Origin of the sequence: Rathayibacter tanaceti (assembly GCF_009834165.1) — a bacterium.
Classification (GTDB): Bacteria; Actinomycetota; Actinomycetes; order Actinomycetales; family Microbacteriaceae; genus Rathayibacter; species Rathayibacter tanaceti.
Window position 1 is genome coordinate 28,697 of the sequence record NZ_CP047186.1, and the last position, 24,263, is coordinate 52,959.

Here is a 24,263-nt window from a genome sequence, read left to right on the forward strand (position 1 = left end):
CTACGACCGCCGCAGTTCGAAGGTGGTGGTGCCGACCTTGACGGGCGTGTTCAGCGGAACCTTCGTGGGCGCGCCGACGCGACGGCCGTCGAGGAACGTTCCGTTCGTCGAGTCGAGGTCCTGGATCATCCACTCGTCGTTCCAGAGGAGCAGACGTGCGTGGTGGGTCGAGGTGTAGTCGTCGCGGATCACCAGGGTCGACTCGGCGGAGCGGCCGATGGTGAGTGGCTCGCCCGCTAGCTCGAGCTCGGTGCCCCGCTTGGGGCCGGAGGTGATGACGAGGCGCTGGGCGGTGTGGACGGTCGCGGCGCCTCCCGGCTCGGGACGCTCGGCAGCGGCCTCGCGGCTGCGGCGGGCCGACGGGGCGGACGGCGGGGCGGGAGCGGCGGGCTGAGCCGGAGCCGTGGGCTGAGCCGGAGCCGCGACGATCGGCTGGGCCGCCGTCACGAAGGGGGACTCGGGAGCGGCCTGCGCGCCGGCGGGGAGCTTGCGCACCCGCTGCCCGAACAGGTCGGACCGCAGCGCGTAGACGATGCCGAACACGAAGAACCACAGCAGCGCGAGGAACGCGATGCGCAGGAGGAAGAGAGTGAGCTCGCTCATAGCCGGTCGTCCCAGAATCCCTCGGAGCTGCGTCCGGCGGCCCTGCCGGACGACGAGCGGTCGGCGCGCGCGGGTGCTGCACCCTGCACGACGCGGTAGACGATGGACGTGCGTCCGATCGTGATGGTCTGCTCCGGCGAGAGGGGCGCCTGCGTGACGGGCCGTCCGTCGAGCTTCGAGCCGTTCGTCGAGCCGAGGTCGTGCACCTGGGCGCGCGAACCGTCCCACAGGATCTCGACGTGCTTGCGTGAGGTTCCGGAATCGTCGACGGTGATGTCGGCGTCGCTCCCGCGGCCGATGACGGTGCGGGATTTGGTGATCGTGTGGCGCGTGCCGCCGATGTCGAGGACGGGAGTGTAGGCGACCGTGCCCTTGACGCTCCGCGAGTCGACCTCGACCATCCCGTCGCTCAGCGAGGCGTCGATCGCCAGCGCGATGGAGATCGGGCCGGGAAAGCGGTAGCCCTGCTTGGTCGCGTGCTCGGTCGCGACCGTAGTGAGCTGATCGACGAGGGTCGCGCCCAGCTTCTCCATGCGCTCGAGGTCGGTCGCGGACATCCGCAGCACGAGGTCGTTGGGCACGAGGATCCGGTCTCGGCTGACGACGGCGGCGGTGGTGTCGAGTTCCCGGCGAAGGGCGGAGGCGAGCTCGACCGGCTGCAGACCCGACTTGAAGGTCCTCGCGAACGCGCCGTTGACGACGCGCTCGAGCCCCTTCTCGAAGTTGTCCAGTATGCCCACAGTCTTCCGATCTTCCGGTTCTTCGCCTTCTCGGCGGTCGCGCACGGATCGAGATGTCTGCGCGCCCGTCGCCGCTTCCTGTCTGGTCTGCGCCGCGCACGGCTACGGGCATGTTACTGGGATGGTCTGGGTGCGCGATCCTCCGCGGTGCTTTCGCGGGTTCGGGAGGCGTGCGGAGGGCGTGCCGGCGCGCGTGCGGGCGTGTCAACCGGGCGAGGGGCGAGGTGCGAGCCGGCCGGCCGACGCGGTTCGGCCCCGTGGCCCGGGGGTGCTACGATTTCACGTCGGCGCTTCGGTGCCGCTGGTGAGCGCGAGTGGCGGAATAGGCAGACGCGCACGGTTCAGGTCCGTGTGCCCGAAAGGGCGTGGGGGTTCAACTCCCCCCTCGCGCACCAGAGCTCGAAGCCCCCGATCGGATGTCCGGTCGGGGGCTCTTCTCGCTCCCAAGCCCTCGTGCTGTTGGAGCGCAGCGTGCGCCATGCCGCTCCGATCAGTCGTCTGGGACGTCGAATCGGTCTTCTGTGCCGGTCTCCGGCACCGCTCGGTGGTGGCGGATCCTCGCCGGGAACGCCGTTCCCGGCCCATAGGTCACGTTCGGCCCGCGCCCCGGACCGGGGGATTTGACCAGGAGATCGCGCTTGATGAGATCGGCGATAAGCCGGGACGTCGTCTGAGAGTCCACGTCGAGGAGGACGCGGACCATCCGCGCGTTGATGCTCCCCGTCTCGCGGAGCAGCTCGATCATCTTCCGGTCCAGCTGATCGGCCGTCCGCCTCCGATAGGTGACGGCGGCTCCGAGAGCGGCGAGCGGCCCCTCTCGCAGTCGATAGCGCGGCAGAGTCCTCCGTGATGAGTCACGGGTCGGTTCGAGCAGAGGAACGCGTTCGGAGCTCAACCGCTCGAGCACCGACTGTGCTTCCGAGGTTCCCGACTTCTGCAGAATCGGGACGAGCTGCTGCGCAGTGATCGTCCGCTGAGTGAGAAGAGTGAGGAGGATGGTCATGGTGTCCGCATCCTCGGTCTCCTCGGGCGGCAGGGTCGCGACGAAGCGGGTGAGCGCAGAGTTCGGCGCTCCTCCGATGAGCGTCACCCGGACATGGTCTCCCTCGGAGAGGAACGAGGGCGGTTGGTGCCCGAGTCTTGCCATCTCGGCATACATTTTGTCGACGCCGGAGCCGGCGGTCTCGGCGTAGCCGAGGGCGCGTAGTGCGCCGGCGAGCTGGCCGTTCCGGGGGCGGGAAGACGTGGTCAGGACGTTATCGGCGCGTACTCCGCTCACGAATCCACCCGGGGATGTGACGACGAGCTGTGTCTGCGTGTGCTCGACCGTGACCCTTCCATTCCCTCGATAGTCACGGTGCACCGCAGCATTGACGACGACCTCGCGGATGGCGGCCTCGGGCAGATCGGAGACGTGGAGCTGCTGGCCCCTGCCGATGGAGACGGGTGTCGTGTCGATTCGCGCGCTGATGAGCTGGAAAAGCTGCTCCAGAAGGAGCACCAAAGGGCCCGTCAGCTGCTCGTTCGCCGTCACGGTTCCCGTGGGCGTCCGACGGTGGACGTAGGAGAACGCGGCTGTGTGCTCGTGCTGATCGGTGACGAGAAGGGCTCCGGTGTTCGTGAGTCGCCCGTCGTCGGTGACGACTCCGAGGCCGCGCAGAATGTCGATCTCCTGAGGCTGCTGCGCGAGTCGACGACTCGCCGGTGATGCGGCGCGCTCAAGAAGTCGTCGAATGGTCGCCATCGCGACGGGATCTACGGCGGATGCCTTCGTTCTCGACGCGGACGCCGACCAGTCCTGGCCTCGTCGCTCAGCAATGACGGAAGCGATGCGGTCAGTCGACATCGGCGAGCAGGAGTCACCGATTCGCTCGGTGGGAATGCGGCTCTTCAGGCTGTGCACGGTGACGCTCGCCGGTACGTCGACCACGAGGACATGGACGCCCCGGTGCTGCAGGGCGACGACATCGACAAGGAGCTTCGGCTCTGTGAGCTCGTATATCCGCGAGCGCGTCCGATCGGGATCCAGGCGCGAACCGATGATCGCCTCGGGCCCTGCTACGCGGTCGTGGACTCCGACGACGACCAGACCACCCGACGCATTCGCGAAACACGCCGTCGCCTCGGCGATGTTGAGGACATCGTCGTCAGCGGATCGACCGTCCCGCTTGAAATCGAGGTTCTGATTCTCGAGTTCGTGCGCCGTCGCTCCGGCTTCGAGGCGGCGCAGTGCATCATCGAGCAGGCGCGCTGATGTTTCTCGCATGTTTTCACTCTCCCTGACAGTGAAGGGCTTGATGAAACTACCGCGAAACGTGCTCCGTGAGAAGCTGCGGGCAGGATGAGCGGGCGGTGCAGGAGAGCAGGCGCGCCGCGCAGACTCTTCGTCGGAACGTCGGAGAGGTCGGGTAGGAGCGGAAGGGAGGTCCGGGACGCAGGGTGCGCCCGATCGTCAGCGGCGAGTGAGCTCGACGACGGGGATCGTGCGGGTGGTGCGCTTCTCGTAGTCGAGGAAGGCGGCGGAGGCGGTGGTGAAGCGGGACCAGCCGGCGTCGCGCTCGTCGCCGGTGAGGACGCGGGCGCGGACGTCGACGGTTCCGTCGTCGGGGGTCTCGATCGCGAGGTCGGGGTGGGCGACGAGATTGTGGAACCAGGCCGGGTGCTTCGGGGCACCGGCTGCGGAGGCGGCGAGGAGCCAGACGTCGGGGGAGGGGTGCAGCGCCATCAGCGGAGTCACGCGCTCCTCGCCGGAGCGGGCGCCTCGGTGGTGCACCAGGATGAGGTTCCTCCCGAAGCCCCCGGTGGTCACGGTTCCGCCGCTGGTGCGGAACTCCTCGATGATCGTGTCGTTCCAGTCGGCCATGCTCGTCCTCCTCGATGTGGGGTGCCGCGCTCGGGCGTGGGGATCAGGCGCGAGCGCCGAGCGCGTCCTCGCGGGTGCTGCGCTCGCCCGGCGGCCGCGTGCCTCCGGCGACCGCTGCGGGATCGGCCAGCGCTCGCCGCCAGGGTAGCTCCGCGGCGCCCACCAGTTCCAGCTTCGAGCGCAGCGCCGCCCGCTCGATCCTCACGCCGCGGGCGAGGTCGCTGAGTGCGCGGGCCGAGACGCGGGCTGCGAGGCACTCGCGGTCGACGGTGAGCAGCGAGCCGAGGAAGCCGCCGAGGACGACGGTGGTGGGGTTGAAGAGGTTGATGCAGGTCGAGAGGCCCTCGGCGAGGAGGTCGACCTGGCGGGCGACCTCGGCCAGCACGGCGGGGTCGCGGGAGGTGCCGAGTGCGATGTCGAGCTCGTCCTGGTCGAGGACGCGGGCGTCGAGCACGTCCAGCAGGGAGCGCATCCGCACCTCGGCCTCCAGGCAGCCGTGGCGGCCGCAGCCGCAGAGGCGACCGTTCGCGGCGACGAGGGTGTGGCCGAGTTCGGCAGCGAACCCCGAGGAGCCCTGGAGCGGGACTCCGCCGATGATGACCCCTCCGCCGATGCCGCCCGCACCGCCGGTGACGTAGACGACGTCGGCGACGCCGCGCGCGGCTCCGAAGAGCGATTCGCCGATGGCGCCCAGACTCGCATCGTTGCCGACGGCGACCGGCAGCCCGAGTGCACGGCCGAGCTGGGAGGCGAGATCGACGTCGCGCCAGCCGAGGTGGGGAGCGCGATGCACGAATCCGGAGTCGGCCTGGACCAGTCCGGGGACCGCGACGCCGGCGCCGATCAGGACGCGCAGTGACTCCTGTTCGGACCGGAAGCCCTCGACGATGCCGGAGACGACGCGGACGACGGTCGCGGGGCTCGCGGGCGTGGCGGTGTCGAAGCGGACGCGGCGCAGCAGCTCGCCGTGCAGGCCCACCAGGCCGACGATGATCGCGTCGGTGTCGAGGTGCACGCCCACGGCGGCGAACCGGTCGCCGGGGACGACGGTGGCGCTCGGGCGGCCGATGCGACCGTCGGGAGCCGCCGTCTCCTCCGCGACCCAGCCGAGCTCGCTCAGCTCGCCGACGAGGTTGGCGACGGCCGAGCGGTTGAGGCCGGTGCGGCGGCCGAGCTCGGCGCGACTGGTGGGGCCGGACCGATGCACGAGGGTCGCGAGAGCGGCGAGGTTGTGGCGGCGCAGCAGCGCGTTGCTGGACGCCCCGACTGCTCCTGCCATGATCGCCCGCCTGTCGCTGGACCCGCCCGGGTCTCGGATGCACTCGTGCGCGGCCCCTCCTGTCGAGAAGCCGCGCCCGAGAACTGTAGAAGGAACGACTGAGAGCGAGCATCAGCCCCGCCCCTGGTGGCGCTCCCCGCCCAGACCGAGCCGCACGGAGAGCCCTCCCCGCCCCTGCGAGTCGCGCGGAGCGCGCTCCCCTCCACCCCCCGAACGTCACCCGGGGTCTCTGCGCGGTTGTCTGCAAGGCGGAGGAGGAAGGGCGGTATCGCGACCGACGACAACGCCGCAGACGACCGTGCGGAGGCCCAGGTCCGGTCAGCGGGAGCCGGCGCGGCGTTTGTTGAAGATATCGAAGGCCACTGCGAGCAACAGCACGAAGCCCTTGATCGCCATCTGCCAGGCCGCGTCGACCGAGAGGATCGACAGGCCCATGTTGAGCACGCCCATCACGAGACCGCCGATGACGGCTCCGACGACGGTGCCCACGCCTCCCTGGACGGCCGCGCCGCCGATGAACACCGCGGCGATCGCGTCCAGCTCGTAGTTCTGGCCGGCCGAAGCGACCGCACCGCCGGCGCGAGCGGTGCTGACGATGCCCGCGACTCCGGCCAGGGCGCCCATGTTGACGAAGATGAAGAAGGTGACCCACTTCGTCTTGACGCCCGACATCATCGCGGCGAACAGGTTGCCGCCCATCGCATAGATGTGGCGGCCGAAGACCGTCCGCCCGAGCACGAAGCTGTAGGCGAGGATGAGCACCGCGAGCACGATCAGGATGATCGGAGTGCCGCTGTAGCCGGCCAGCAGCCAGGCGAGCGCCATGATCGCGAGGACGGCGATGGCCGACTTCGCCACCAGCGAGCCGAGGGGCTCGCGGGGCAGCTCGAGGCGGCGGAGCGTGGCGCGGGTCCGCAGCTGCTGCGCGACGAGGACGACGCAGACGATCAGACCCAGCACCAGGGTGAGCGCGTCGCGGCCGGCGATGCCGCCCAGGACGCCCGGGAGCCAGCCCGCGCCGATCGCGGTGAACTCGGTGGGGAGGCCGTTGACGGTTCCGCCGGTGAGCAGCACCAGGGTGAAGCCGCGGAAGATCAGCATGCCCGCGAGCGTCACGATGAATGCCGGTATCCCGACGAAGGCGACCCAGAAGCCCTGCCAGGCTCCGACGGCGGCTCCCGTGACCAGGGCCACGACGACCGCCGCCCACCAGGGCAGGCCCCAGTTGTTCATCGCGATCGCCGAGATGGCTCCCACCATCGCCACCACGGAGCCGACCGAGAGGTCGATGTGGCCGGCGATGATCACCATCACCATGCCGATCGCGAGGATCAGCACGTAGGCGTTCTGCTGGATCAGGTTGTTCACGTTGCCGGGCAGCAGGAGGCGCCCGTTTGTCAGCACCTGGAACAGCAGGATGATGATGGCCAGCGCAGCGAGGATGCCGTACTGCCGCAGGTTGATGTTCAGCCGGCGTGCGCGCTTGGGCGGGGTGGAGGGAGTGTTGGCGGGCATGTTCGCCGGCGCTGTCGTGGTCGTGGCGCTCATCGGGCCTGGTCCTTTCCGGCGGTCATGTAGTGCATGAGGTGCTCCTGGGTGGCATCGGCGCGGTCGATCTCGCCCGAGATTCGCCCCTCGGAGATGGTGTAGATCCGGTCGGCGAGTCCGATCAGCTCGGGCAGCTCGGACGAGATGACGACCACCGCCTTGCCCTGGGCCGCGAGCTCGTTGATGATTCCGTAGATCTCGTACTTCGCTCCGACGTCGATGCCGCGGGTGGGCTCGTCGAGGATGAGGACGTCGGGGCCCGAGAAGATCCACTTCGAGAGGACGACCTTCTGCTGATTGCCTCCGGAGAGCTTGCCGGTGACGGCAGAGACGGTCGGCGCCTTGATGTTCATCTTGGAGCGGTACGAATCGGCGACCTTGTACTCGCGGTGCTTGTCGATCACGCCGAGCCGGGCCAGGCGCGAGAGCGCCGCGGCCGAGACGTTGACGGTGATGTCGCCGATGAGGTTGAGGCCGTAGCGCTTGCGGTCCTCGGTCGCGTAGGCGAGGCCGTTGCGGATCGCCTCGTCGACGGTGCGGGTCTGGATCTCCTTGCCGTCCTTGAAGACGCGGCCCGAGATGCCGGTGCCGTAGCTCCTCCCGAAGATGCTCATCGCGAGCTCCGTACGGCCGGCGCCCATCAGGCCTGCGAAGCCGACGATCTCACCGGCGCGAACGGTGAAGGACGCGTCGTCCACGACCACGCGATCGATGTCGACGGGGTGGTGCACGGTCCAGTTCTCGACGCGGAGCTTCTCTTCACCGATCTGCGGATCGCGGGGCGGGAACATGCTGTTGAGGTCGCGGCCGACCATCGCGCGGATGATGCGGCTCTCTGACGCCTCCTCGCCCGCCATCGGGAAGCTCTCGATGGTGCGGCCGTCGCGGATGATCGTGACAGTGTCGGCGATGGCGCGGATCTCCTTCAGCTTGTGGCTGATGATGATGCAGGTGATGCCCTGCGTGCGGAGCTGGTCGATCAGCCCGAGCAGGTGGTCGCTGTCCTCGTCGTTGAGAGCGGCGGTCGGCTCGTCGAGGATGAGGAGCTTCACCTCTTTGGCGAGGGCCTTCGCTATCTCGACGAGCTGCTGCTTGCCGACGCCGAGCTCGAGGATCTTCGTCGCTGGGTTCTCAGCGAGGCCGACGCGGGCGAGCAGCTGGGCCGCCTCCGCGTTGGTGGCGTTCCAGTCGATGACTCCGCGGGTCGACTTCTCGTTGCCGAGGAAGATGTTCTCGGCGATCGAGAGGTAGGGGCTGAGAGCGAGCTCCTGGTGGATGATCACGATGCCGTCGGCCTCGCTGTCGTTGATCGACCGGTACTGCGCGGGGTGCCCCTCGAACTCGATGGAGCCCTCGAAGCTTCCGACGGGGTAGACGCCGGACAGGACCTTCATGAGCGTCGACTTGCCGGCGCCGTTCTCGCCGCAGATGGCGTGCACTTCGCCGGGCTGGACCGAGAGCGAGACGCCATCGAGGGCGCGGACGCCACCGCCGAACTCCTTGACGATGTCGCGCATGATGAGGATGGGACTGGCCAACAGGGCCTCACTTCGTTGTGGAGAGTCGGATAGTCGGAGAGCGGGGGGCGGGAAGGCAGCGCCTCCCGCCCCCGCTGGGGGGTCAGAGTCCGACGTCGCCGGCCTTGAGGAAGCCGGAGTCGACAAGAACGGACTGCACGTCGTCCTTCGTGACCACCTGCGGCTCGAGCAGGTACGACGGGACGACCTTCTCGCCGTTGTCGTACGTCTCGGTGTCGTTCACCTCGGGCTCTTCGCCCGCGACGACCGACTGCACCATCTGGAACACGCGGTCGCCGAGCGTGCGGGTGTCCTTCCACACCGTCATCGACTGCTCGTCGGCGAGGATCGCCTTGACGTTCGCCTTGTCCGCGTCCTGTCCGGTGATGGTCGGGTAGTCCGCGCCGGGCGCGTAGCCGGCGGACTTCAGCGAGGCCTCGATGCCGATGGCGAGGCTGTCGTTGGGCGAGAGCACCACGTCGACCTTCTGTCCGCCGGTGTAGAAGGAGGAGAGGCGGTTGTCCATCTCGGACTGCGCCTTGTCGGAGGCCCAGCCCTGGATGCCGATCGAGGCCCAGTCGTCGTCGGACGCGGGCGACTTGCCCGAGGGGACGGTGAGCTTCCCGCTCTCGATGTAGGGCTGGAGGATGCCCCACGCGCCGGAGAAGAAGAACTTCGCGTTGTTGTCGTCGGGGCTGCCGGCGAAGGGCTCGAGAGTGAAGGGGCCGGCGGCGTTCGCGAGGTCGAGGGTCTTCTCGATGTACTGGCCCTGGAGCTGGCCGACCTTGTAATTGTCGAACGTCGCGTAGTAGTCGACGTCGGGGGTGCCGTTGATCAGGCGGTCGTACGCGATGACGGTCGCGTTCTGCTTCTTCGCCTCGGCGAGGACCGGGGCGAGCGCCTCGCCGTCGATGGCCGCGACGACGAGGATCTTGGATCCTCCGGCGATCTGGTTCTGGATCTGCGAGATCTGCTGATCGGTCTTGTTGTCGGCGTACTGGAGGTCGACGGTGCAGTCCTCGCCCTCGAGCTGCTTCTGCAGGCCCTCGCCGTCGTTGATCCAGCGCTCGAGGCTGCGCGTAGGCATCGAGATGCCGACGGAGCAGTCGCCCTCTGCGCTCTCGCCTCCGGCGCCGCCCGAGTTGGCGGGGCTGGCCGAGCAGGCGGCGAGGCCGAGGGAGATGATGCCGGCGGCGGCCAGCGTGGTGATGCCGCGGGAGAACTTCATGGAGTGCATTCCTCTCTGAAAGCAGTGTCCGTGGGTGAGGACGACGCGAGGCGTGCACGTGTGGAGCACGTCGTCGTGTCGTCGCCCGGGAGGGCGGGAGAGCCCCGGGAGGGCTTTGTCCACGGAGAGAACATATTCCCGCGATGCAGGCGAGTAAAGCGCGATCGGCGAATATGTCCAGGCGATGCCGAAATGTGATCTTCGGTCCACCCCGCCCCGCCGTTGGTGGGAGAGAACGCTCTCAGGGCGTGCCGGCGAGTGCGACCGTCAGGGAATCGCGAGGACTCGGGTCGGGGCCGTAGGGGAACCGTGAGGACGCCTCCGGGGGCTGTGGGCGGGGTGTTGCATCGCTCCCGTGCCGCTTCCCGGCAGGCGCTCGGTTCCGAGCGTCGTCCGCTCCTCGGATGGAGTCCTCCGTGCTCGACCTCGTCTACCTCCTCGGCATGCTCGCCCTCTTCTCGCTCGTCGCCCTCGCTGCGAAGGGGGTCCACGCCCTCGGCGGCCCGCCCGCCCCGGCCCGCGATCGCCGAGCCACCCGCACCGGAGAGGAAGCCAGGTGATCGTGTTCGACGCCCTCGCGGCGGTGCTGGCGCTCGCCGCCGTCGTCTACCTCGTCGCCGCCCTGATCCGCCCTGAGCGGTTCTGATGGACCCGCTCCTCGCCGTCCTCCAGGTCGCGACCGTCGGTCTGGCCGTCGCGCTCGTGCACCGCCCGCTGGGTGAGCACATGGCCCGCGTCTACACGTCGGCGAAGGACCTCGCCGTCGAGCGCGGTCTCTACCGCCTGATCGGGGTCGACCCCGCCGGCGAGCAGACCTGGCGCTCCTACCTCCGGGCCGTGCTTGCCTTCTCGCTCGTCGGGGTGCTCCTGCTCTACGGGATGCAGCGCCTGCAGGCGGTCCTCCCCGGTTCGCTCGGTCTCCCCGCAGTGCCGGAGGGGCTGGCCTTCAACACGGCCGTCTCGTTCGTCACCAACACCAACTGGCAGTCGTACTCGCCCGAGCTCACGCTCGGCTACGCGGTGCAGCTCGGCGGGCTCGCCGTGCAGAACTTCGTCTCTGCGGCCGTGGGTCTCGCGGTCGCGGTCGCGCTGATCCGCGGATTCTCGCGGAGCTCCTCCGGCACGATCGGAAACTTCTGGGTCGACCTCGTGCGCGGCACTCTGCGCCTCCTCCTGCCCTTCTCGCTCCTGGCCGCCGTCGTGCTGGTCGCCGGCGGAGTCATTCAGAACCTGAACGATCCGCTCGCCGTGACGACGCTCACGGGTGGCGAGCAGAGCATCCCGGGCGGGGCAGTGGCCTCGCAGGAGGCGATCAAGCTGCTCGGCACGAACGGCGGCGGCTACTTCAACGCCAACTCCGCTCATCCGTTCGAGAACCCCTCGGCGTGGGTGAACCTGCTCGAGATCGTGCTGATCCTGGCGATCCCGTTCTCGCTGCCGCGCACCTTCGGGCGGATGGTCGGCGACGTGCGGCAGGGACGCGCGATCCTCGCCGCGATGGCGACGATCTTCGTCGTCTCCCTCGCGGCACTGACCGCTCTGGAGGCGGGAGGCGGCGGCTCCGCTGCGCAGGCGGCGGGAGCCGCGATGGAGGGCAAGGAGACCCGCTTCGGCATCGCCGGCTCCACCCTCTTCGCCTCGGCGAGCACCCTCACCTCGACCGGCGCGGTGAACGCGATGCACGACTCCTTCACCGCGCTCGGCGGCCTGCTGCCGATGCTCAACATGATGCTCGGCGAGGTCGCCCCCGGCGGCGTCGGGTCGGGGCTCTACGGGATGCTCGTGCTCGCGGTCCTCGCCGTGTTCGTCGGCGGACTGCTCGTCGGCCGCACCCCGGAGTACCTCGGCAGGAAACTGAGCCCGCGCGAGATCACACTGGCGAGCCTGTACATCCTGGTGACGCCGACGCTCGTGCTCGCGGGGACGGCGCTGAGCTTCGCGATCCCCTCGATCCGCGCCGACGTCGAGAGCACGTCGATCCTGAACCCGGGGCTGCACGGCTTCTCGGAGGTGCTCTACGCCTTCACGTCCGCCGCCAACAACAACGGCTCGGCCTTCGCGGGGCTGACGGCCAACACTCCATGGCTGAACACCGCGCTCGGTGTCGCGATGCTGCTCGGCCGGTTCTTGCCGATCGTGCTCGTGCTGGCGCTGGCGGGCTCACTCGCCGCGCAGACGCCGGTCCCCGCGAGCGCGGGAACGCTGCCCACCCACCGACCGCAGTTCGTCGGCCTCCTCGTGGGCGTGACGGTCGTCGTGACCGCGCTCACCTACTTCCCCGTACTCGCGCTGGGTCCCCTGGCGGAAGGGCTGTGACTCCGATGACCACCACTCCCACCCGAACGCCGGCCGACCCGGCGCGGCCGCGGACCGCGGCTCTCGGACCGCGCCAGCTCGCTGCGGCCTTTCCCGCCGCGGTGCGCAAGCTCGACCCCCGCCTGATGTGGCGGACTCCCGTGATGTTCCTCGTCGAGGTCGGCGCGGTGCTGACCACGCTGCTCGCGATCGCAGAGCCGTTCTTCGGCGGTCCGGAGCGCTCCGGCGGCTCGGTCGTGCCGGTCACCTTCACGGCGGGCATCGCCGTCTGGCTCTGGCTCACCGTGGTCTTCGCGAATCTCGCGGAGGCGGTGGCCGAGGGCCGCGGCAAGGCGCAGGCCGAGAGCCTCCGCGCCACCCGCACCAGCACGCCGGCTCGGCGGCTGGTCGAGTACGACCCCGCCGATCCGTCCGCGGCCTCGGCGCGTGCGGTCGAGGTCTCGTCGGCCGAGTTGCAGCGGGGCGACGTGATCGTGGCGGAGGCGGGCGACCTCGTGCCCGGCGACGGTGAGATCGTCTGGGGCATCGCCTCCCTCGACGAATCGGCGATCACGGGCGAGTCGGCCCCGGTGGTCCGCGAGAGCGGAGGCGACCGCAGCGCGGTCACGGGCGGCACCCGCGTGCTCTCGGACCGGATCGTGGTGCGGATCACCTCCCGCCCGGGCGAGACGTTCGTCGACCGGATGATCGGCCTGGTCGAGGGCGCGTCGCGGCAGAAGACACCGAACGAGATCGCGCTCGACATCCTCCTCGCGAGCCTGTCGATCGTGTTCGTCGTGGTGGTGCTGACCCTGGACCCGCTCGCCTCCGCGGTCGGCGCCTCCGTCAGCGTGCCGGTGCTGGTGGCTCTGCTGGTCTGCCTGATCCCGACCACCATCGGCGCCCTGCTCTCGGCGATCGGCATCGCCGGAATGGACCGGCTGGTGCAGCGCAATGTGCTCGCGACGTCCGGACGGGCTGTGGAGGCGGCGGGCGATGTGACGACGCTCCTGCTCGACAAGACGGGGACGATCACCTACGGCAATCGGCGCGCGGTGGCGTTCCTGCCGGTCGGGGGCGTGGCGGAGGCTGAGCTCGTCGACGCGGCCGCCGCCTCCTCGCTCAGCGACCCGACGCCCGAGGGGACGTCGATCGTCGACCTCGCCCGCGCCTCGGGCCGACCCGCCGTCGAACCCGCGCAGGCGGTCGTCGTGCCCTTCACGGCGCAGACGCGGATGAGCGGCCTCGATCTGCCCGACGGCGCCTCCCTCCGCAAGGGCGCCGGATCTGCCGTGCGCGCCTGGGTGGAGGAGGAGGGGCCGCTGCCCCCGACCGCTGCCTCGCAGCTCGCCGCGCTGGTCGACGGTGTGTCCGAGAGCGGGGGCACTCCCCTCGTGGTCGCGGTGAAGGACCGGGCCGGTGCTCGCCTGCTGGGCGTGGTGCATCTGAAGGACGTGGTGAAGGAGGGACTCGCGGAGCGATTCTCGGAGCTGCGCGCGATGGGCATCCGCACGGTGATGATCACGGGCGACAACCCGCTCACGGCGCGCGCGATCGCGGCGGAGGCGGGGGTCGACGACTACCTCGCCGAGGCGACTCCTGAGGACAAGCTCGCCCTGATCCGGCGCGAGCAGGAGGGCGGCGCGCTGGTCGCGATGACCGGAGACGGCACCAACGACGCTCCTGCCCTCGCCCAGGCCGATGTAGGCGTGGCGATGAACACGGGCACCTCGGCGGCGAAGGAGGCCGGCAACATGGTCGACCTCGACTCCGACCCGACGAAGCTCATCGACATCGTGCGGATCGGGAAGCAGCTGCTGATCACCCGCGGAGCGCTCACCACGTTCTCGATCGCGAACGATGTGGCGAAGTACTTCGCGATCATCCCGGCGATGTTCGCGGGCGTCTTTCCCGGGCTTGAGCTACTGAACGTGATGCAGCTGCACTCGCCGGCCTCGGCGATCCTCTCGGCGATCGTGTTCAACGCGCTGGTGATCGTCGTGCTCCTCCCGCTGGCCCTGCGCGGCGTCGCCTATCGGGCGCTGAGCGCCTCGAAGATCCTCAGTCGCAACCTCCTCGTCTACGGGCTCGGCGGCGTCATCGCTCCCTTCCTCGGGATCAAGCTGATCGACCTCGTCGTCGCCCTCCTCCCCGGCTTCTAGACCCTCTTCGCGAGATGCCAGTTCGGTACGCGTTCTTCGGCGTGTCGCGTACCGAAGTGGCATCTCGCGCGGCCCTCCACTCCTTCAGAGAAGAGAAAGAATCATGAATCCCACTCGCTCGGGCCTCCGCCAGTACGGAGTCGCGCTGCGCGCGATGCTCGTGTTCACCGTGCTGCTGGGAGCGGCGTACCCGCTCGCGGTGCTCGCTGTCGGGCAGCTCGCCCTGCCCGCCCAGGCGAACGGCTCGCTCCTGCTCCAGGACGGCGCGGTGATCGGTTCGTCGCTGATCGGCCAGTCGTTCACCGACCCCGACGGAGCGGCGCTGCCGGAGTGGTTCCAGTCGCGTCCCTCCGCCGCGGGCTACGACGCGGGAGCCTCCACCGGAAGCAACCTGGGGCCGGAGAACCCCGACCTGGTCGCGTCCGTCGAGGAGCGGCGGGCGGCGATCGCCGCGCTCGAGGGAGTCGACCCGGCCGCAGTGCCGGCCGACGCACTGACCGCCTCCGCCTCTGGAGTGGACCCGGCCATCAGCCCCGAGTACGCGCTGCTGCAGGTGCCGCGGGTCGCCGCCGCCCGTGGGCTCGACGAGGGCGCCGTGCGCGCGCTGGTCGAGGAGCACACCGAGGGCCGCGAGCTCGGCTACCTCGGCGAGCCGACCGTGGACGTGCTCGAGCTCAACGCCGCCCTCTCGCAGCTGTGACGGCTCCCGCGGCACCTCCGGCTCGTAGACTCGCGTTCGGCCCGTCGAGATCGCCCGATCGAGCGCGCCGACGCCGATCCCGCGATCCCGAGGTGCCTCGGAGCCGCGAGCACGAGGGGAGGTCCGGAGCATGACGAAGGGCCGCCTGCACGTGCTCCTCGGAGCCGCGCCCGGGGTGGGCAAGACCTACACGATGCTCGAGGAGGGCCGCCGGCTCGCCGCCGAGGGTCGAGACGTCGTGGTCGCCGTGGTCGAGACGCACGGCCGGTCCGCCACGGCCGCGATGGTCGAGGGTCTCGAGGTCGTGCCCCGTCGCACGCGCGAGCACCGCGGAGTCCACCTCGACGAGATGGACCTCGACGCCGTGCTCGCCCGCCGGCCCGACATCGCGCTGGTCGACGAGCTCGCGCACACCAACGCCCGCGGCTCGCGTCAGGAGAAACGCTGGGAGGACGTGCGCACGCTCCTGGACGCCGGCATCACCGTCTTCTCGACCGTCAACATCCAGCACATCGAATCGCTCAACGATGTCGTGCACGCGATCACCGGAGCGCCGCAGCGCGAGACGATCCCCGACGCGGTCCTCCGCGCCGCCGATCAGATCGAGGTCGTCGACCTCGCACCGCAGGCCCTGCGCGACCGCCTGGCCGACGGCCGCGTCTACCCGCCGGAGCGGATCGACGCTGCCCTCTCCAACTACTTCCGCCTCGGCAACCTCACCGCCCTCCGCGAGCTCGCGCTGCTCTGGCTCGCCGACGAGGTCGACAGCGCCCTGCGCGACTACCGCGTCGAGCACGGCATCGACAGCACTTGGGAGGCGCGGGAGCGCGTCGTGGTCACCCTCACGGGCGGACCGGAGGGCGAGACTCTGCTGCGGCGCGGCGCACGGATCGCGGCCCGCGCCTCCGGGGGCGACCTGCTCGCTGTGCATGTGGTGACGCCCGACGGCCTGCGCGCCCCGCGGCCGCACGTGCTGGAGGCGCAGCGCGCGCTGGTCGAGAAGCTCGGCGGCAGCTATCACCAGGTGGTCGGTGAGGATGTGCCGCGCACGCTGGTCGAATTCGCCCGCTCGGTGAACGCGACGCAGCTCGTGATCGGGGTGAGCCGCCGGGGCCGGCTCGCGTCGGCGCTGACTCCGGGAACCGCAGCGACGGTGATCCGCGAGTCCGGCAACATCGACGTGCACATCGTCAGTCATGCGGCGGCCGGCCGCACCGCGGTGCTGCCGAGGCTCGACGGTGCGCTGACGCTGCGGCGCCGAGTCCTGGGAATGGTGCTCGCACTCACCGGCGGTCCGCTGGTGACCTGGCTGCTCTCGAGCCTGCGCAGCGACGAGTCGATCACGAGCGACGTGCTCTCGTACCAGCTGCTGGTGGTGGTGGTCGCGCTGGTCGGCGGGCTCTGGCCTGCGCTCTTCGCGGCCGTGCTCTCGGGGCTGACCCTCGATTTCTTCTTCGTGGATCCGCTCTACACGATCACCGTGGACGAGCCGCTGCACGCGCTGGCGCTGGTGCTCTACATGCTCAACGCGGCGCTGGTCAGCGCGGTGGTCGACCGTGCGGCCCGGCGGGCGCGCGCGGCGAAGCGCTCGGGAGCGGAGTCGGAGCTGCTCGCGACGATCGCGGGCGGAGTGATCCGCGGGCAGGGGGCGCTGCAGGCGATCCTCGAGCGCTCGCGGGAGGCGTTCGGTCTGACCGGGGTGCGGCTGCTGCGCGACGGCGAGGTGGTCGCCGCCGACGGTGAACCGCAGCCGGACGGCGACCCCGCGCGCATCGCGGTCGGGGAGGGCGCGGTGCTCGAGTTGCACGGCCGCGAGCTCGAGGGGAGCGAGCGCCGGCTGCTCCGGGTGGTCGCGGCGCAGTTGGACTCGGCGCTCGAGAACGCGGCGCTCAGCGAGACGGCGAGCTCGCTGGCTCCGCTCGCCGAGACCGACCGGGTGCGCAGCGCCCTGCTGTCGGCCGTGAGCCACGACCTGCGCCGCCCGCTCGCCGCGGCCACCGCGGCGGTCAGCGGGTTGCGCTCGCCCGAGGTGGTCTGGAGCGAGAGTGACCGGGAGGAGCTGCTCGCCACGGCCGACGAGAGCCTGACCGTGCTCGCCGCGCTGGTCACCGATCTGCTCGACGTGACCCGGCTGGAGGCGGGGGCGCTCGCCGTGGCGCCGGCTCCGCTCGATGCCGCCGACGTGGTGCTGCCCGCGCTCGACGAGCTCGGGCTCGGCCCCGGGGAGGTCGACCTCGATCTCGATCCCGAGGGTCCGGCGCTGCTGGCCGACGCAGTGCTGTTGCAGCGCGTGGTGGTCAACCTGCTGGCCAACGCGGTCCGGTTCGCCCCGCCCGGGACGCGGGTGCGGGTCTCGGCCAGCGCCTTCGGCGGCAACGCTCAGCTGCGCATCGTCGACCACGGCCCGGGGATCCCGGAGGAGCGCCGCGCCGAGGTCTTCCTGCCGTTCCAGCGCCTCGGCGACGACGACAACCTCACCGGGCTCGGACTGGGCCTCGCGCTCTCGAAGGGCTTCACGGAGGGGATGGGCGGCACGCTCGAGACGGAGGACACACCGGGCGGAGGGCTGACGATGGTGGTGACGCTGCCGCTGGCGCCGCCTCCCGACACCCGCGCGAGCGCCACTGCGCACGAGGACTCCGGAGGAGCCGCATGAAGATCCTGATCGCCGACGACGACCCGCAGATCCTCCGCGCCCTGCGCATCACGCTCACCGCCCGCGGGTACGACGTGGTGACGGCCGGTGACGGCACCGAGGCGATCAACCGGGCGGTGGACGAGCACCCCGACCTCTACATGATCGACCTCGGCATGCCGCGGCTCGATGGAGTCGAGGTGATCCACGGCCTGCGCGGCTGGACGAGCGCGCCGATCCTGGTGGTCTCGGGGCGCACGGGGGCCGCCGACAAGGTGGGGGCGCTCGATGCGGGGGCCGACGACTACGTGACCAAGCCGTTCTCGATGGACGAGGTGCTGGCGCGGATCCGGGCCCTCTCTCGGCGCGTGCAGCCGGCCGAGGGTGAGCCGCTGGTCGTGATCGGGGAGGTGACCGTGGACCTGGTGGCGAAGAGCGCGACGCGCGACGGCGCCTCGGTGAGGCTCACCCCGACGGAGTGGCAGGTGCTCGAGATCCTGATCCGCAACGCGGGCAAGCTGGTGACCCGTCGCTCCCTGCTCGCCGAGATCTGGGGCCCCGCGCACGTCACCGACACCGGCTACCTCCGCCTCTACCTCGCGCAACTCCGGAAGAAGCTCGAGCCCGACCCCGCGCAGCCGCGCTATCTGCTCACCGAGGCGGGCATGGGCTACCGGTTCGTCCCGGGGGAGTGAGGGAACCCCTCGGGGTTCCCTCGTCGGCGGAGCAGAATGGAGGCACCCCAGCGAAGGAGACCACCGTGGATCAGCCGCGCATGAACGTCGAGTCGTTCAACCTCGATCACCGCACCGTCGCCGCGCCGTATGTGCGCCTCGCCGACGCGAAGACGCTGCCCGGAGGCGATCACCTCGTCAAGTACGACGTGCGCTTCACGCAGCCCAACCGCGCCCACCTCGAGATGCCGACCGTGCACTCGCTCGAGCACCTGTTCGCCGAGAAGTCGCGCAACCACTCCGACCGGGTGGTCGATTTCTCGCCGATGGGCTGCCAGACCGGTTTCTACCTGATCCTCTCGGGCGAGCCCGAGCTGCCGGAGGTGCTCTCGCTCGTCGAGGACACACTGCGGGACATCACCGAGGCCGATGCCGTGCCCGCCGCCAACGAGACCCAGTGCGGGTGGGGTGCCAACCACTCGCTCGAGGGCGCTCAGGAGGCGGCGCGCACGTTCCTCGCGCAGCGCTCCGAGTGGGAGACGGTGACCGCGTGAGCGACGCGATCGTCCTGGTGGCGATGGACGAGGAGGCCGAGCCGTTCCTCGAGAGGTCCGAGCGCGCCTCCGAGCCGCGCGGCGTCGGCAACGCCCTGCAGTGGGACCTGACCGTCGACGGCGGCTCCGTGCTGCTGGTGCGCACGGGAGTGGGTCTCGTGAACGCCGCCGGCGGGCTGACGGCCGCGATCCTCCAGGACCCGTCGCCGCTCGTCGTGAGCGCCGGCTCCGCGGGTGGGCTGGGAGCGGACGTGCGGGTCGGCGACGTGGTCGTCGGCGACGAGTACGTGCAGACGGACGCCGACGCGCGGGCCTTCGGCTACGCGCTCGGCCAGGTGCCAGGGATGCCGGCGCGCTACTCAGGGCACGCTCCCGCGTTGGAGGTCGAGCTGGGCGTCGAGGTGCCGGCCGGAGCCGTGCCGGTGCGTCGCGGTCTCATCGTCTCGGGAGACGTCTTCGTCTCGGGCGATCACGTCGAGCGGGTGCGCGGAGCGTTCCCGCAGGCGCTCGCCACCGACATGGAGTCGGTCTCGCTCGCGCAGACGGCGCACGTGCACGGCGTGCCGTTCGTGTCGGTGCGCGGCATTTCGGACCTCTGCGCGCCGGGGCAGTTCGAGGCGCACGTCGACGACGCGGCCGATCGCTCGGCGGTCGTCGTGCTGGCCCTGCTCAGGGCGTTGCGCGCCGCCTGAGACGGGCGCGCGCGGAGCACCCGGGTCGGTGCGGTGACGCCCGCCGGTCGCGGCGGCCCCGGGAGGCGTTCCGGCCCGGGCCGAACAGTGGTCCCGCCAGTCGCGGCAGCGGAGGCAGGCGCCCTGCTCACGCCTCCGTGACCACGCCGCCGTCGACCCGCCAGTGGCGAGTCAGCTGCACGGTCTCGAGCATCCGCCGATCGTGGGTGACCAGCAGCAGCGTGCCCTCGTAGGCCTCGAGCGCCTGCTCGAGCTGCTCGATCGCGGCCAGGTCGAGGTGGTTGGTCGGCTCGTCCAGCACCAGGAGATTCGTTCCGCGCGCCTGGAGGAGGGCGAGGGCCGCGCGAGTCCGCTCGCCCGGCGAGAGCTCGCCGACGCGGCGCGAGACGTGGTCGGCCTTCAGCCCGAACTTCGCCAGCAGGGTGCGGACCTCGGCGGTCGGCCACTCGGGCACCAGCGCCTCGACAGCGTCCGCCAGCGGCCGGTCGGAGGCGAGCATCGCGCGGGCCTGGTCGATCTCGCCGATCGCCACGCTGGCGCCGAGCGACGCCGATCCCTCCTCCGGTTCGGAGCGGCCGAGTAGCAGCGAGAGCAGCGTCGACTTGCCCGCGCCGTTGGGCCCCGTGATGCCGATGCGGTCACCCGCGTCGACCTGCAGCGACACTGGGCCGAGCGTGAACGTGCCCCGCCGCGCGACCGCCCCGTTCAGTGTCGACACCACCGAGCTCGAGCGCGGCGCTGTGCCGATCGTGAAGGCGAGCTGCCACTCCTTGCGCGGCTCCTCCACCTCCTCGAGGCGCGCGATGCGGCTCTCCATCTGACGCACCTTCTGCGCCTGCTTCTCGCTCGACTCGACCGAGGCCTTGCGGCGGATCTTGTCGTTGTCGGGAGCCTTCTTCATCGCGTTGCGCACGCCCTGGCTCGACCACTCGCGCTGCGTCCGGGCGCGCGAGACCAGGTCGGCCTTCTGATCGGCGAAGTCCTCGTACTTCTCGCGGCGTTGGCGGTGGGCGGTCTCGCGCTCCTCGAGGAACGCGTCGTAGCCGCCTCCGTAGACGCGGTTGGTGCCTTGTGCGAGGTCGAGCTCGAGCACGCGGGTGACGCTGCGGGCCAGGAACTCGCGGTCGTGGCTGACGAGCACCGCGCCGCCGCGGAGTCCGCGCACGAAGGCCTCGAGCCGCTCGAGCCCGTCGAGGTCGAGGTCGTTGGTCGGCTCGTCGAGCAGCACCACGTCGAAGCGCGAGAGCAGAAGAGCGGCGAGGCCGACCCGTGCCGCTTGACCACCCGAGAGCGAGGTCATCGTCGAGGAGGCGGAGACCGCTGCGCCCTGCGCCAGCGTCAGTCCCAGCTCGGCGAGCACCACCGGCGTCCGCTCGTCGAGGTCGGCGGCACCGCTGGCGAGCCAGCGGTCGAGGGCGAGGGCGTAGCGGTCGGCGATCGAGCCGTCCGGGTCGGGGTCGGCCAGGGCGGAGGCAGCGGCGTCGAGTTCGGCGGAGGCCTCGGCGCATCCGGTGCGGCGGCCGATGTACCCGGCGACGGTCTCGCCCTCGCGGCGCTCGTGCTCCTGCGGCAGCCAGCCCACGAAGGCGTCGCCGGGGGCGAGCACGACGTCGCCCTCGAGCGGAGGCGTCTCGCCGGCGAGGATCCGCAGCAGCGTCGATTTGCCCGCGCCGTTGGGCCCGACGACGCCGACCACGTCCCCGGGGGCGACCGTCAGGTCGAGTCCGTCGAAGAGGGTGCGGTGCGCGTAGCCTCCGGAGAGGCCCTTGGCGACGAGAGTGGCGGTCACCACTCCAGCGTAGGTGTGCTCCACATCGCTAGACCGCCTCTTTACCAGCCGGTCTAGGATGGCCGAATGAGCGACGCGACCCTTCGCAGCGGTGCCGGGTACTGGTACCCCGACGAGTCGTCGACCCGCCGCGCGGTCGAGGTGCTCAGCGCGATGCGGACCTACCGGGTCGCCGAGGTCGCGATGCGCAGGCGCACCCGCGAGCGGATGGCGATGGGCGAGACCGACCTCATCGCGATCCAGTACCTGCTGCGCCAGCAGCGCAGGGGCGAGCTCGTCACGGGCAAGGATCTGGCCGGCCACCTCTCGATCTCGTCCGCGTCGACCACGGTGCTGATCGATCGGCTCGTGCGCAGCGGCCACCTCGTGCGCCGGCCGAACCCCGCCGATCGCCGGGGCATCGTCGTGGAGGCGACTGTCGACAGCGACCAGGAGGTCCGCGAGACGCTGCAGGAGATGCACCGCCGGATGCTCGAGATCGCCGAGGACCTGGACGCCGCCGAGGCAGAGGTCGTCGTGAACTTCCTCCGCCGGATGGGCACCGCGGTCGACGAGATCGACGCCCGCGACGACGAGGCCGAACACTCTGCGGACCTGACGGACTAGCTAGAGGATCTAGCAGTCGACCCAGAAGCCTCTAGGGTGGCCGCATGGGTCAATTCCTCTACGGCACTCCGCCGGCCGTCCTCGAGATCGAGGACAGGACTCTGGCCCACCTCCAGATCGTCGTCTACGCCAAGTTCCGCCGCGACGAGCGCTTCAGCCTCACTCTCGACTCGATGCCCGAGGGGGCACGCGGGCGGCACTCCTTCTGGATGAACCCCACCATCGCACTGCAGTTCCACTTCGCCGGGAGCAGGCAGCCCACGATCAACCCCGGCTGGGTCGAACTGTTGATGGACGCAGCGAACAGCGGCGGTGGACTGCGGATCCTGCCCGAACCGGCCGCCTAGGGCGATTCCGCGCCCGGCAGCGGCGCCTGCGCGGGTACTCCTAGGGTGGGAGCGAGCACCCCCGGTGCACGGAGGGTGGATCACATGCGCGACACGGCCATGATCGGAGCGACGACGCTGGTCGTCGTCCTGGCGCTCACGGGGTGCGCGGTGCCGGCGCCGGCTCCCACTGTCACGGTGACCGTCTTCGCGACCGCGACTCCCACTCCCACGCCGCCGAGCCCCGATCCGACCGTCACCGCGGCGCTCCCGCAGTCGACCGCCACGGTCTACGCGCCGGCACCGGAGGCGACCGTCACCTTCACGCCCAACCCCACGCCGGACATCCCCGAAACGGCCTTCGCCGTCGACAGTGGGGCGGTGCCCGGTGCGGCCGGCGAGCCGACCCGCGACGGTGCGGGCGAGATCGTGAGCTACACGGTGGTGCAGAGCGACACGTTCTTCGACATCGCCCAGCGCTTCGGGATCCCGGTTCAGCAGCTGCTCCGGATGAACCCCACCGTGGCGGGCGCGGGCGAGGCCGTCTACATCGGCTCGGTCGTGAACCTCGACGCGAGGACCCTGGGCTAGCCGCAACTTCTCGCGAGCTGCGTCCGCGGGTGCGCTCGTCTCGAGGGCGGGGACCGGCCGGACTACTGCGACTTCGGCAGGACGTGGAAGGCGATCGCGAGCGATCCCGAGATCATCAGGATGCCTCCGACGAAGAGGAAGCCGGCGATGTCCGGCAGGAGGAACGAGTTGCCGAGGACGAGGATCCCGCCGAGGAACAGCACGAACGAGAGGACGACGCCCAGACCAGTCATGCCCTCATCGTACGCAGGTCACGGCAGCAGGAGGTCCGCGAGCTCGTCCGCGGCCGAGACGAGGGCGATCGTGCCGACCGCTTCCAGGGGCGACCCGTAGCCCCACTCGACCATGATCGTCGGCACCCCGTGCGCCGCGGCTCCGAGCACGTCGTGCTCGCGGTCGCCCACCATCACCGGCGTCGCGAGGTCGACGCCGAGAGCGCGGAGCCGGCGCAGGGCCTCCTCGACCACGTCGGCCTTTGCGCTGCGCACCTCGTCCTCCGAGGCGCCGCAGATGACCGTGAAGTGCTGCGCGAGACCGTAGTGCTCGAGGATCAGCGTGGCCGCGGACTCCGGCTTCGAGGTCGCGAGCGAGAGCGGCACGCCGGCCTCGGCGATGCGCGTCAGCACATCGGGCAGGCCGGGGTAGACGGAGGAGTCGAAGAGGCCGCCCGCGTTGTAGCGGCGGCGGTAGACGACGAGCGCTGCCTGCGCCTCCTCGACGCTCATCCCGCCGAGCTCGCGGAACGCCTCGAGCAGCGGCGGGCCCACGTAGGCGAGGAGCTCGGCCGGAGCAGGCACGGGCCGGCCGAGCTCGACGAAGGTCTCGGCGAGCGTACCGGTGATGCCGGGGGCGGAGTCGGTGATCGTGCCGTCGAGGTCGAACAGGATGCACGACCAGGTGCCGGCGCGCTCGTCGAGGCCGGTGGCGGCGAGGGTCGTATCGGACATGTCGGGCTCCTGACCTCGGGTGGTGCGATCGCGCGGGCCCATACTCTACGGCCGTTCGCCGTCGAGAGCCCTCTCGACGAACGGGCGGGCGACGACCTGGGCGATCGAGCCGGGGTCGAGCTGCACGGCGACGAAGTCGGCGGTTCCGATCAGGGCGAAGGCCTCGCGCCCTGGCAGCACCAGCATCTGCACCCGCGGGTGCTGCTGGCGTGGGACGGCGGTGCGCACCTCATCGGTCGAGGTGAACAGCGGAAGCACTTGCTCGCCGGTGGTCGTCGCGACGGTCCGCACGTGCGGCACACCTCCCGGCTGGGAGCCGGTGACATCCACCACGAGCGAGCCTGCGAGGCAGGCGGCGAGGAGGCGGTCGACCGCCTCGGGCGTGGGCGCGGCGACGAGCGCCTCCAGCGCCTCCCGCGCCTCCTCATTGCGGTAGGGCCCGGGTCGCGCCGGGCGTGCAGGGGGTCCGCCTCGTCGTGCCATGACTCCACGCTAACGAAGATCCCTTCCTGTC

24 protein-coding genes, 1 tRNA gene and 1 pseudogene are annotated in these 24,263 nt (G+C 70.6%); 13 read left to right on the forward strand and 13 right to left on the reverse strand.

Annotated elements, in window-relative coordinates:
* Both GSU10_RS00135 and GSU10_RS00140 read right to left on the reverse strand, forming a co-directional pair.
* Entirely contained in the window at positions 1-603 is a 603-nt protein-coding gene (locus tag GSU10_RS00135; RefSeq protein ID WP_132504610.1) for an FHA domain-containing protein FhaB/FipA, read from the reverse strand.
* Positions 600-1,343, reverse strand: a complete 744-nt coding sequence (locus GSU10_RS00140) for an FhaA domain-containing protein (protein WP_068209475.1) — start codon at positions 1,341-1,343, stop codon at positions 600-602. Before GSU10_RS00140 ends, GSU10_RS00135 begins: the two co-directional genes overlap by 4 nt.
* 308 nt (positions 1,344-1,651) lie before the next feature.
* On the opposite strand from GSU10_RS00140, the gene GSU10_RS00145 reads away from it, so the two are divergent.
* Positions 1,652-1,738 (forward strand) — tRNA-Leu (locus tag GSU10_RS00145).
* A 95-nt stretch (positions 1,739-1,833) separates the two neighbouring features.
* Here the strand turns inward: GSU10_RS00145 and GSU10_RS00150 are convergent.
* The 7 genes and pseudogenes from GSU10_RS00150 to chvE form a co-directional block, all read right to left on the reverse strand.
* Positions 1,834-3,087 (reverse strand): ATP-binding protein, encoded by a 1,254-nt coding sequence (locus GSU10_RS00150; protein ID WP_236713552.1) that lies wholly within the window; start codon positions 3,085-3,087, stop codon positions 1,834-1,836.
* A gap of 159 nt (positions 3,088-3,246) precedes the next feature.
* A pseudogene (locus tag GSU10_RS15660) lies at positions 3,247-3,609 on the reverse strand (AlbA family DNA-binding domain-containing protein); the annotation flags it as partial.
* 186 nt (positions 3,610-3,795) lie between these two features.
* Positions 3,796-4,206: a nitroreductase/quinone reductase family protein gene (locus GSU10_RS00155; protein ID WP_068209481.1), complete on the reverse strand. Its 411-nt coding sequence runs from the start codon at positions 4,204-4,206 to the stop codon at positions 3,796-3,798.
* A gap of 43 nt (positions 4,207-4,249) precedes the next feature.
* Complete coding sequence (locus GSU10_RS00160) at positions 4,250-5,485, reverse strand: ROK family transcriptional regulator (protein ID WP_068209483.1); 1,236 nt, start codon at positions 5,483-5,485, stop codon at positions 4,250-4,252.
* A 318-nt stretch (positions 5,486-5,803) separates the two neighbouring features.
* Entirely contained in the window at positions 5,804-7,033 is a 1,230-nt protein-coding gene (mmsB, locus tag GSU10_RS00165; protein WP_068209486.1) for a multiple monosaccharide ABC transporter permease, read from the reverse strand.
* The gene (gene mmsA, locus GSU10_RS00170; protein WP_068209489.1) at positions 7,030-8,550 is read right to left on the reverse strand and encodes a multiple monosaccharide ABC transporter ATP-binding protein; all 1,521 of its coding nucleotides are present in this window, start codon (positions 8,548-8,550) and stop codon (positions 7,030-7,032) included. The genes mmsB and mmsA overlap by 4 nt, the downstream gene beginning before the upstream one ends.
* Before the next feature lie 103 nt (positions 8,551-8,653).
* Positions 8,654-9,778: a multiple monosaccharide ABC transporter substrate-binding protein gene (chvE, locus tag GSU10_RS00175; RefSeq protein WP_422395422.1), complete on the reverse strand. Its 1,125-nt coding sequence runs from the start codon at positions 9,776-9,778 to the stop codon at positions 8,654-8,656.
* Positions 9,779-10,182: 404 nt separating this feature from the next.
* Here chvE and GSU10_RS00180 point away from each other — a divergent pair, with 404 nt between their 5' ends.
* From GSU10_RS00180 to mtnN, 9 genes are all read left to right on the forward strand, one after another.
* Positions 10,183-10,338 (forward strand): hypothetical protein, encoded by a 156-nt coding sequence (locus GSU10_RS00180; protein WP_158286083.1) that lies wholly within the window; start codon positions 10,183-10,185, stop codon positions 10,336-10,338.
* Positions 10,335-10,424, forward strand: a complete 90-nt coding sequence (kdpF, locus tag GSU10_RS00185; RefSeq protein ID WP_068209492.1) for a K(+)-transporting ATPase subunit F — start codon at positions 10,335-10,337, stop codon at positions 10,422-10,424. Before GSU10_RS00180 ends, kdpF begins: the two co-directional genes overlap by 4 nt.
* Complete coding sequence (kdpA, locus tag GSU10_RS00190) at positions 10,424-12,094, forward strand: potassium-transporting ATPase subunit KdpA (RefSeq protein ID WP_068209495.1); 1,671 nt, start codon at positions 10,424-10,426, stop codon at positions 12,092-12,094. The genes kdpF and kdpA overlap by 1 nt, the downstream gene beginning before the upstream one ends.
* A 5-nt stretch (positions 12,095-12,099) precedes the next feature.
* Complete coding sequence (kdpB, locus tag GSU10_RS00195) at positions 12,100-14,235, forward strand: potassium-transporting ATPase subunit KdpB (RefSeq protein ID WP_068209527.1); 2,136 nt, start codon at positions 12,100-12,102, stop codon at positions 14,233-14,235.
* A 103-nt stretch (positions 14,236-14,338) separates the two neighbouring features.
* Complete coding sequence (gene kdpC, locus GSU10_RS00200) at positions 14,339-14,935, forward strand: K(+)-transporting ATPase subunit C (RefSeq protein ID WP_068209497.1); 597 nt, start codon at positions 14,339-14,341, stop codon at positions 14,933-14,935.
* 130 nt (positions 14,936-15,065) lie between these two features.
* Positions 15,066-17,591 (forward strand): sensor histidine kinase, encoded by a 2,526-nt coding sequence (locus GSU10_RS00205; protein WP_068209500.1) that lies wholly within the window; start codon positions 15,066-15,068, stop codon positions 17,589-17,591.
* Positions 17,588-18,265: a response regulator gene (locus GSU10_RS00210; protein WP_068209503.1), complete on the forward strand. Its 678-nt coding sequence runs from the start codon at positions 17,588-17,590 to the stop codon at positions 18,263-18,265. The genes GSU10_RS00205 and GSU10_RS00210 overlap by 4 nt, the downstream gene beginning before the upstream one ends.
* 80 nt (positions 18,266-18,345) lie before the next feature.
* A complete protein-coding gene (locus GSU10_RS00215; protein WP_068209529.1) occupies positions 18,346-18,798 on the forward strand; it encodes an S-ribosylhomocysteine lyase in 453 nt (150 codons plus the stop codon).
* Entirely contained in the window at positions 18,795-19,490 is a 696-nt protein-coding gene (mtnN, locus tag GSU10_RS00220) for a 5'-methylthioadenosine/S-adenosylhomocysteine nucleosidase (RefSeq protein WP_236713554.1), read from the forward strand. The genes GSU10_RS00215 and mtnN overlap by 4 nt, the downstream gene beginning before the upstream one ends.
* Before the next feature lie 127 nt (positions 19,491-19,617).
* On the opposite strand, the gene GSU10_RS00225 is transcribed toward mtnN, so the two are convergent.
* The gene (locus GSU10_RS00225) at positions 19,618-21,279 is read right to left on the reverse strand and encodes an ABC-F family ATP-binding cassette domain-containing protein (protein ID WP_132504614.1); all 1,662 of its coding nucleotides are present in this window, start codon (positions 21,277-21,279) and stop codon (positions 19,618-19,620) included.
* Positions 21,280-21,345: 66 nt separating this feature from the next.
* Between GSU10_RS00225 and GSU10_RS00230 the strand changes: the two genes are divergently transcribed.
* The 3 genes from GSU10_RS00230 to GSU10_RS00240 all read left to right on the forward strand — a co-directional run bounded on the left by GSU10_RS00230 (position 21,346) and on the right by GSU10_RS00240 (position 22,802).
* Complete coding sequence (locus GSU10_RS00230) at positions 21,346-21,885, forward strand: MarR family winged helix-turn-helix transcriptional regulator (protein ID WP_068209507.1); 540 nt, start codon at positions 21,346-21,348, stop codon at positions 21,883-21,885.
* Positions 21,886-21,929: 44 nt separating this feature from the next.
* Positions 21,930-22,232, forward strand: a complete 303-nt coding sequence (locus tag GSU10_RS00235) for a DUF7882 family protein (RefSeq protein WP_068209510.1) — start codon at positions 21,930-21,932, stop codon at positions 22,230-22,232.
* Between the two features lie 84 nt (positions 22,233-22,316).
* Complete coding sequence (locus GSU10_RS00240; protein WP_068209513.1) at positions 22,317-22,802, forward strand: LysM peptidoglycan-binding domain-containing protein; 486 nt, start codon at positions 22,317-22,319, stop codon at positions 22,800-22,802.
* Positions 22,803-22,864: 62 nt separating this feature from the next.
* On the opposite strand, the gene GSU10_RS00245 is transcribed toward GSU10_RS00240, so the two are convergent.
* The 3 genes from GSU10_RS00245 to GSU10_RS00255 are packed head-to-tail and all read right to left on the reverse strand — an operon-like array spanning position 22,865 to position 24,232.
* Positions 22,865-23,035: a hypothetical protein gene (locus tag GSU10_RS00245; RefSeq protein ID WP_158286084.1), complete on the reverse strand. Its 171-nt coding sequence runs from the start codon at positions 23,033-23,035 to the stop codon at positions 22,865-22,867.
* An 18-nt stretch (positions 23,036-23,053) separates the two neighbouring features.
* Complete coding sequence (locus GSU10_RS00250) at positions 23,054-23,749, reverse strand: HAD hydrolase-like protein (protein ID WP_068209516.1); 696 nt, start codon at positions 23,747-23,749, stop codon at positions 23,054-23,056.
* 45 nt (positions 23,750-23,794) lie between these two features.
* Complete coding sequence (locus GSU10_RS00255) at positions 23,795-24,232, reverse strand: SseB family protein (protein WP_068209519.1); 438 nt, start codon at positions 24,230-24,232, stop codon at positions 23,795-23,797.
* Positions 24,233-24,263 lie beyond the last annotated feature (31 nt).

Bases quoted from the DNA above. Each gene is read 5' to 3' on its own strand.
- GSU10_RS00230 (WP_068209507.1), top strand. From the start codon at position 21,346: ATGAGCGACGCGACCCTTCGCAGCGGTGCCGGGTACTGGTACCCCGAC.
- chvE (WP_422395422.1), bottom strand. From the start codon at position 9,778: ATGAAGTTCTCCCGCGGCATCACCACGCTGGCCGCCGCCGGCATCATC.
- kdpC (WP_068209497.1), top strand. From the start codon at position 14,339: ATGAATCCCACTCGCTCGGGCCTCCGCCAGTACGGAGTCGCGCTGCGC.
- GSU10_RS00205 (WP_068209500.1), top strand. From the start codon at position 15,066: ATGACGAAGGGCCGCCTGCACGTGCTCCTCGGAGCCGCGCCCGGGGTG.
- GSU10_RS00160 (WP_068209483.1), bottom strand. From the start codon at position 5,485: ATGGCAGGAGCAGTCGGGGCGTCCAGCAACGCGCTGCTGCGCCGCCAC.
- kdpA (WP_068209495.1), top strand. From the start codon at position 10,424: ATGGACCCGCTCCTCGCCGTCCTCCAGGTCGCGACCGTCGGTCTGGCC.
- mmsA (WP_068209489.1), bottom strand. From the start codon at position 8,550: ATGCGCGACATCGTCAAGGAGTTCGGCGGTGGCGTCCGCGCCCTCGAT.
- GSU10_RS00235 (WP_068209510.1), top strand. From the start codon at position 21,930: ATGGGTCAATTCCTCTACGGCACTCCGCCGGCCGTCCTCGAGATCGAG.
- GSU10_RS00210 (WP_068209503.1), top strand. From the start codon at position 17,588: ATGAAGATCCTGATCGCCGACGACGACCCGCAGATCCTCCGCGCCCTG.
- GSU10_RS00215 (WP_068209529.1), top strand. From the start codon at position 18,346: ATGAACGTCGAGTCGTTCAACCTCGATCACCGCACCGTCGCCGCGCCG.
- GSU10_RS00240 (WP_068209513.1), top strand. From the start codon at position 22,317: ATGCGCGACACGGCCATGATCGGAGCGACGACGCTGGTCGTCGTCCTG.
- GSU10_RS00250 (WP_068209516.1), bottom strand. From the start codon at position 23,749: ATGTCCGATACGACCCTCGCCGCCACCGGCCTCGACGAGCGCGCCGGC.
- kdpB (WP_068209527.1), top strand. From the start codon at position 12,100: ATGACCACCACTCCCACCCGAACGCCGGCCGACCCGGCGCGGCCGCGG.
- GSU10_RS00135 (WP_132504610.1), bottom strand. From the start codon at position 603: ATGAGCGAGCTCACTCTCTTCCTCCTGCGCATCGCGTTCCTCGCGCTG.
- GSU10_RS00155 (WP_068209481.1), bottom strand. From the start codon at position 4,206: ATGGCCGACTGGAACGACACGATCATCGAGGAGTTCCGCACCAGCGGC.
- GSU10_RS00245 (WP_158286084.1), bottom strand. From the start codon at position 23,035: ATGACTGGTCTGGGCGTCGTCCTCTCGTTCGTGCTGTTCCTCGGCGGG.
- GSU10_RS00255 (WP_068209519.1), bottom strand. From the start codon at position 24,232: ATGGCACGACGAGGCGGACCCCCTGCACGCCCGGCGCGACCCGGGCCC.
- GSU10_RS00180 (WP_158286083.1), top strand. From the start codon at position 10,183: ATGGAGTCCTCCGTGCTCGACCTCGTCTACCTCCTCGGCATGCTCGCC.
- GSU10_RS00150 (WP_236713552.1), bottom strand. From the start codon at position 3,087: ATGGCGACCATTCGACGACTTCTTGAGCGCGCCGCATCACCGGCGAGT.
- mmsB (WP_068209486.1), bottom strand. From the start codon at position 7,033: ATGAGCGCCACGACCACGACAGCGCCGGCGAACATGCCCGCCAACACT.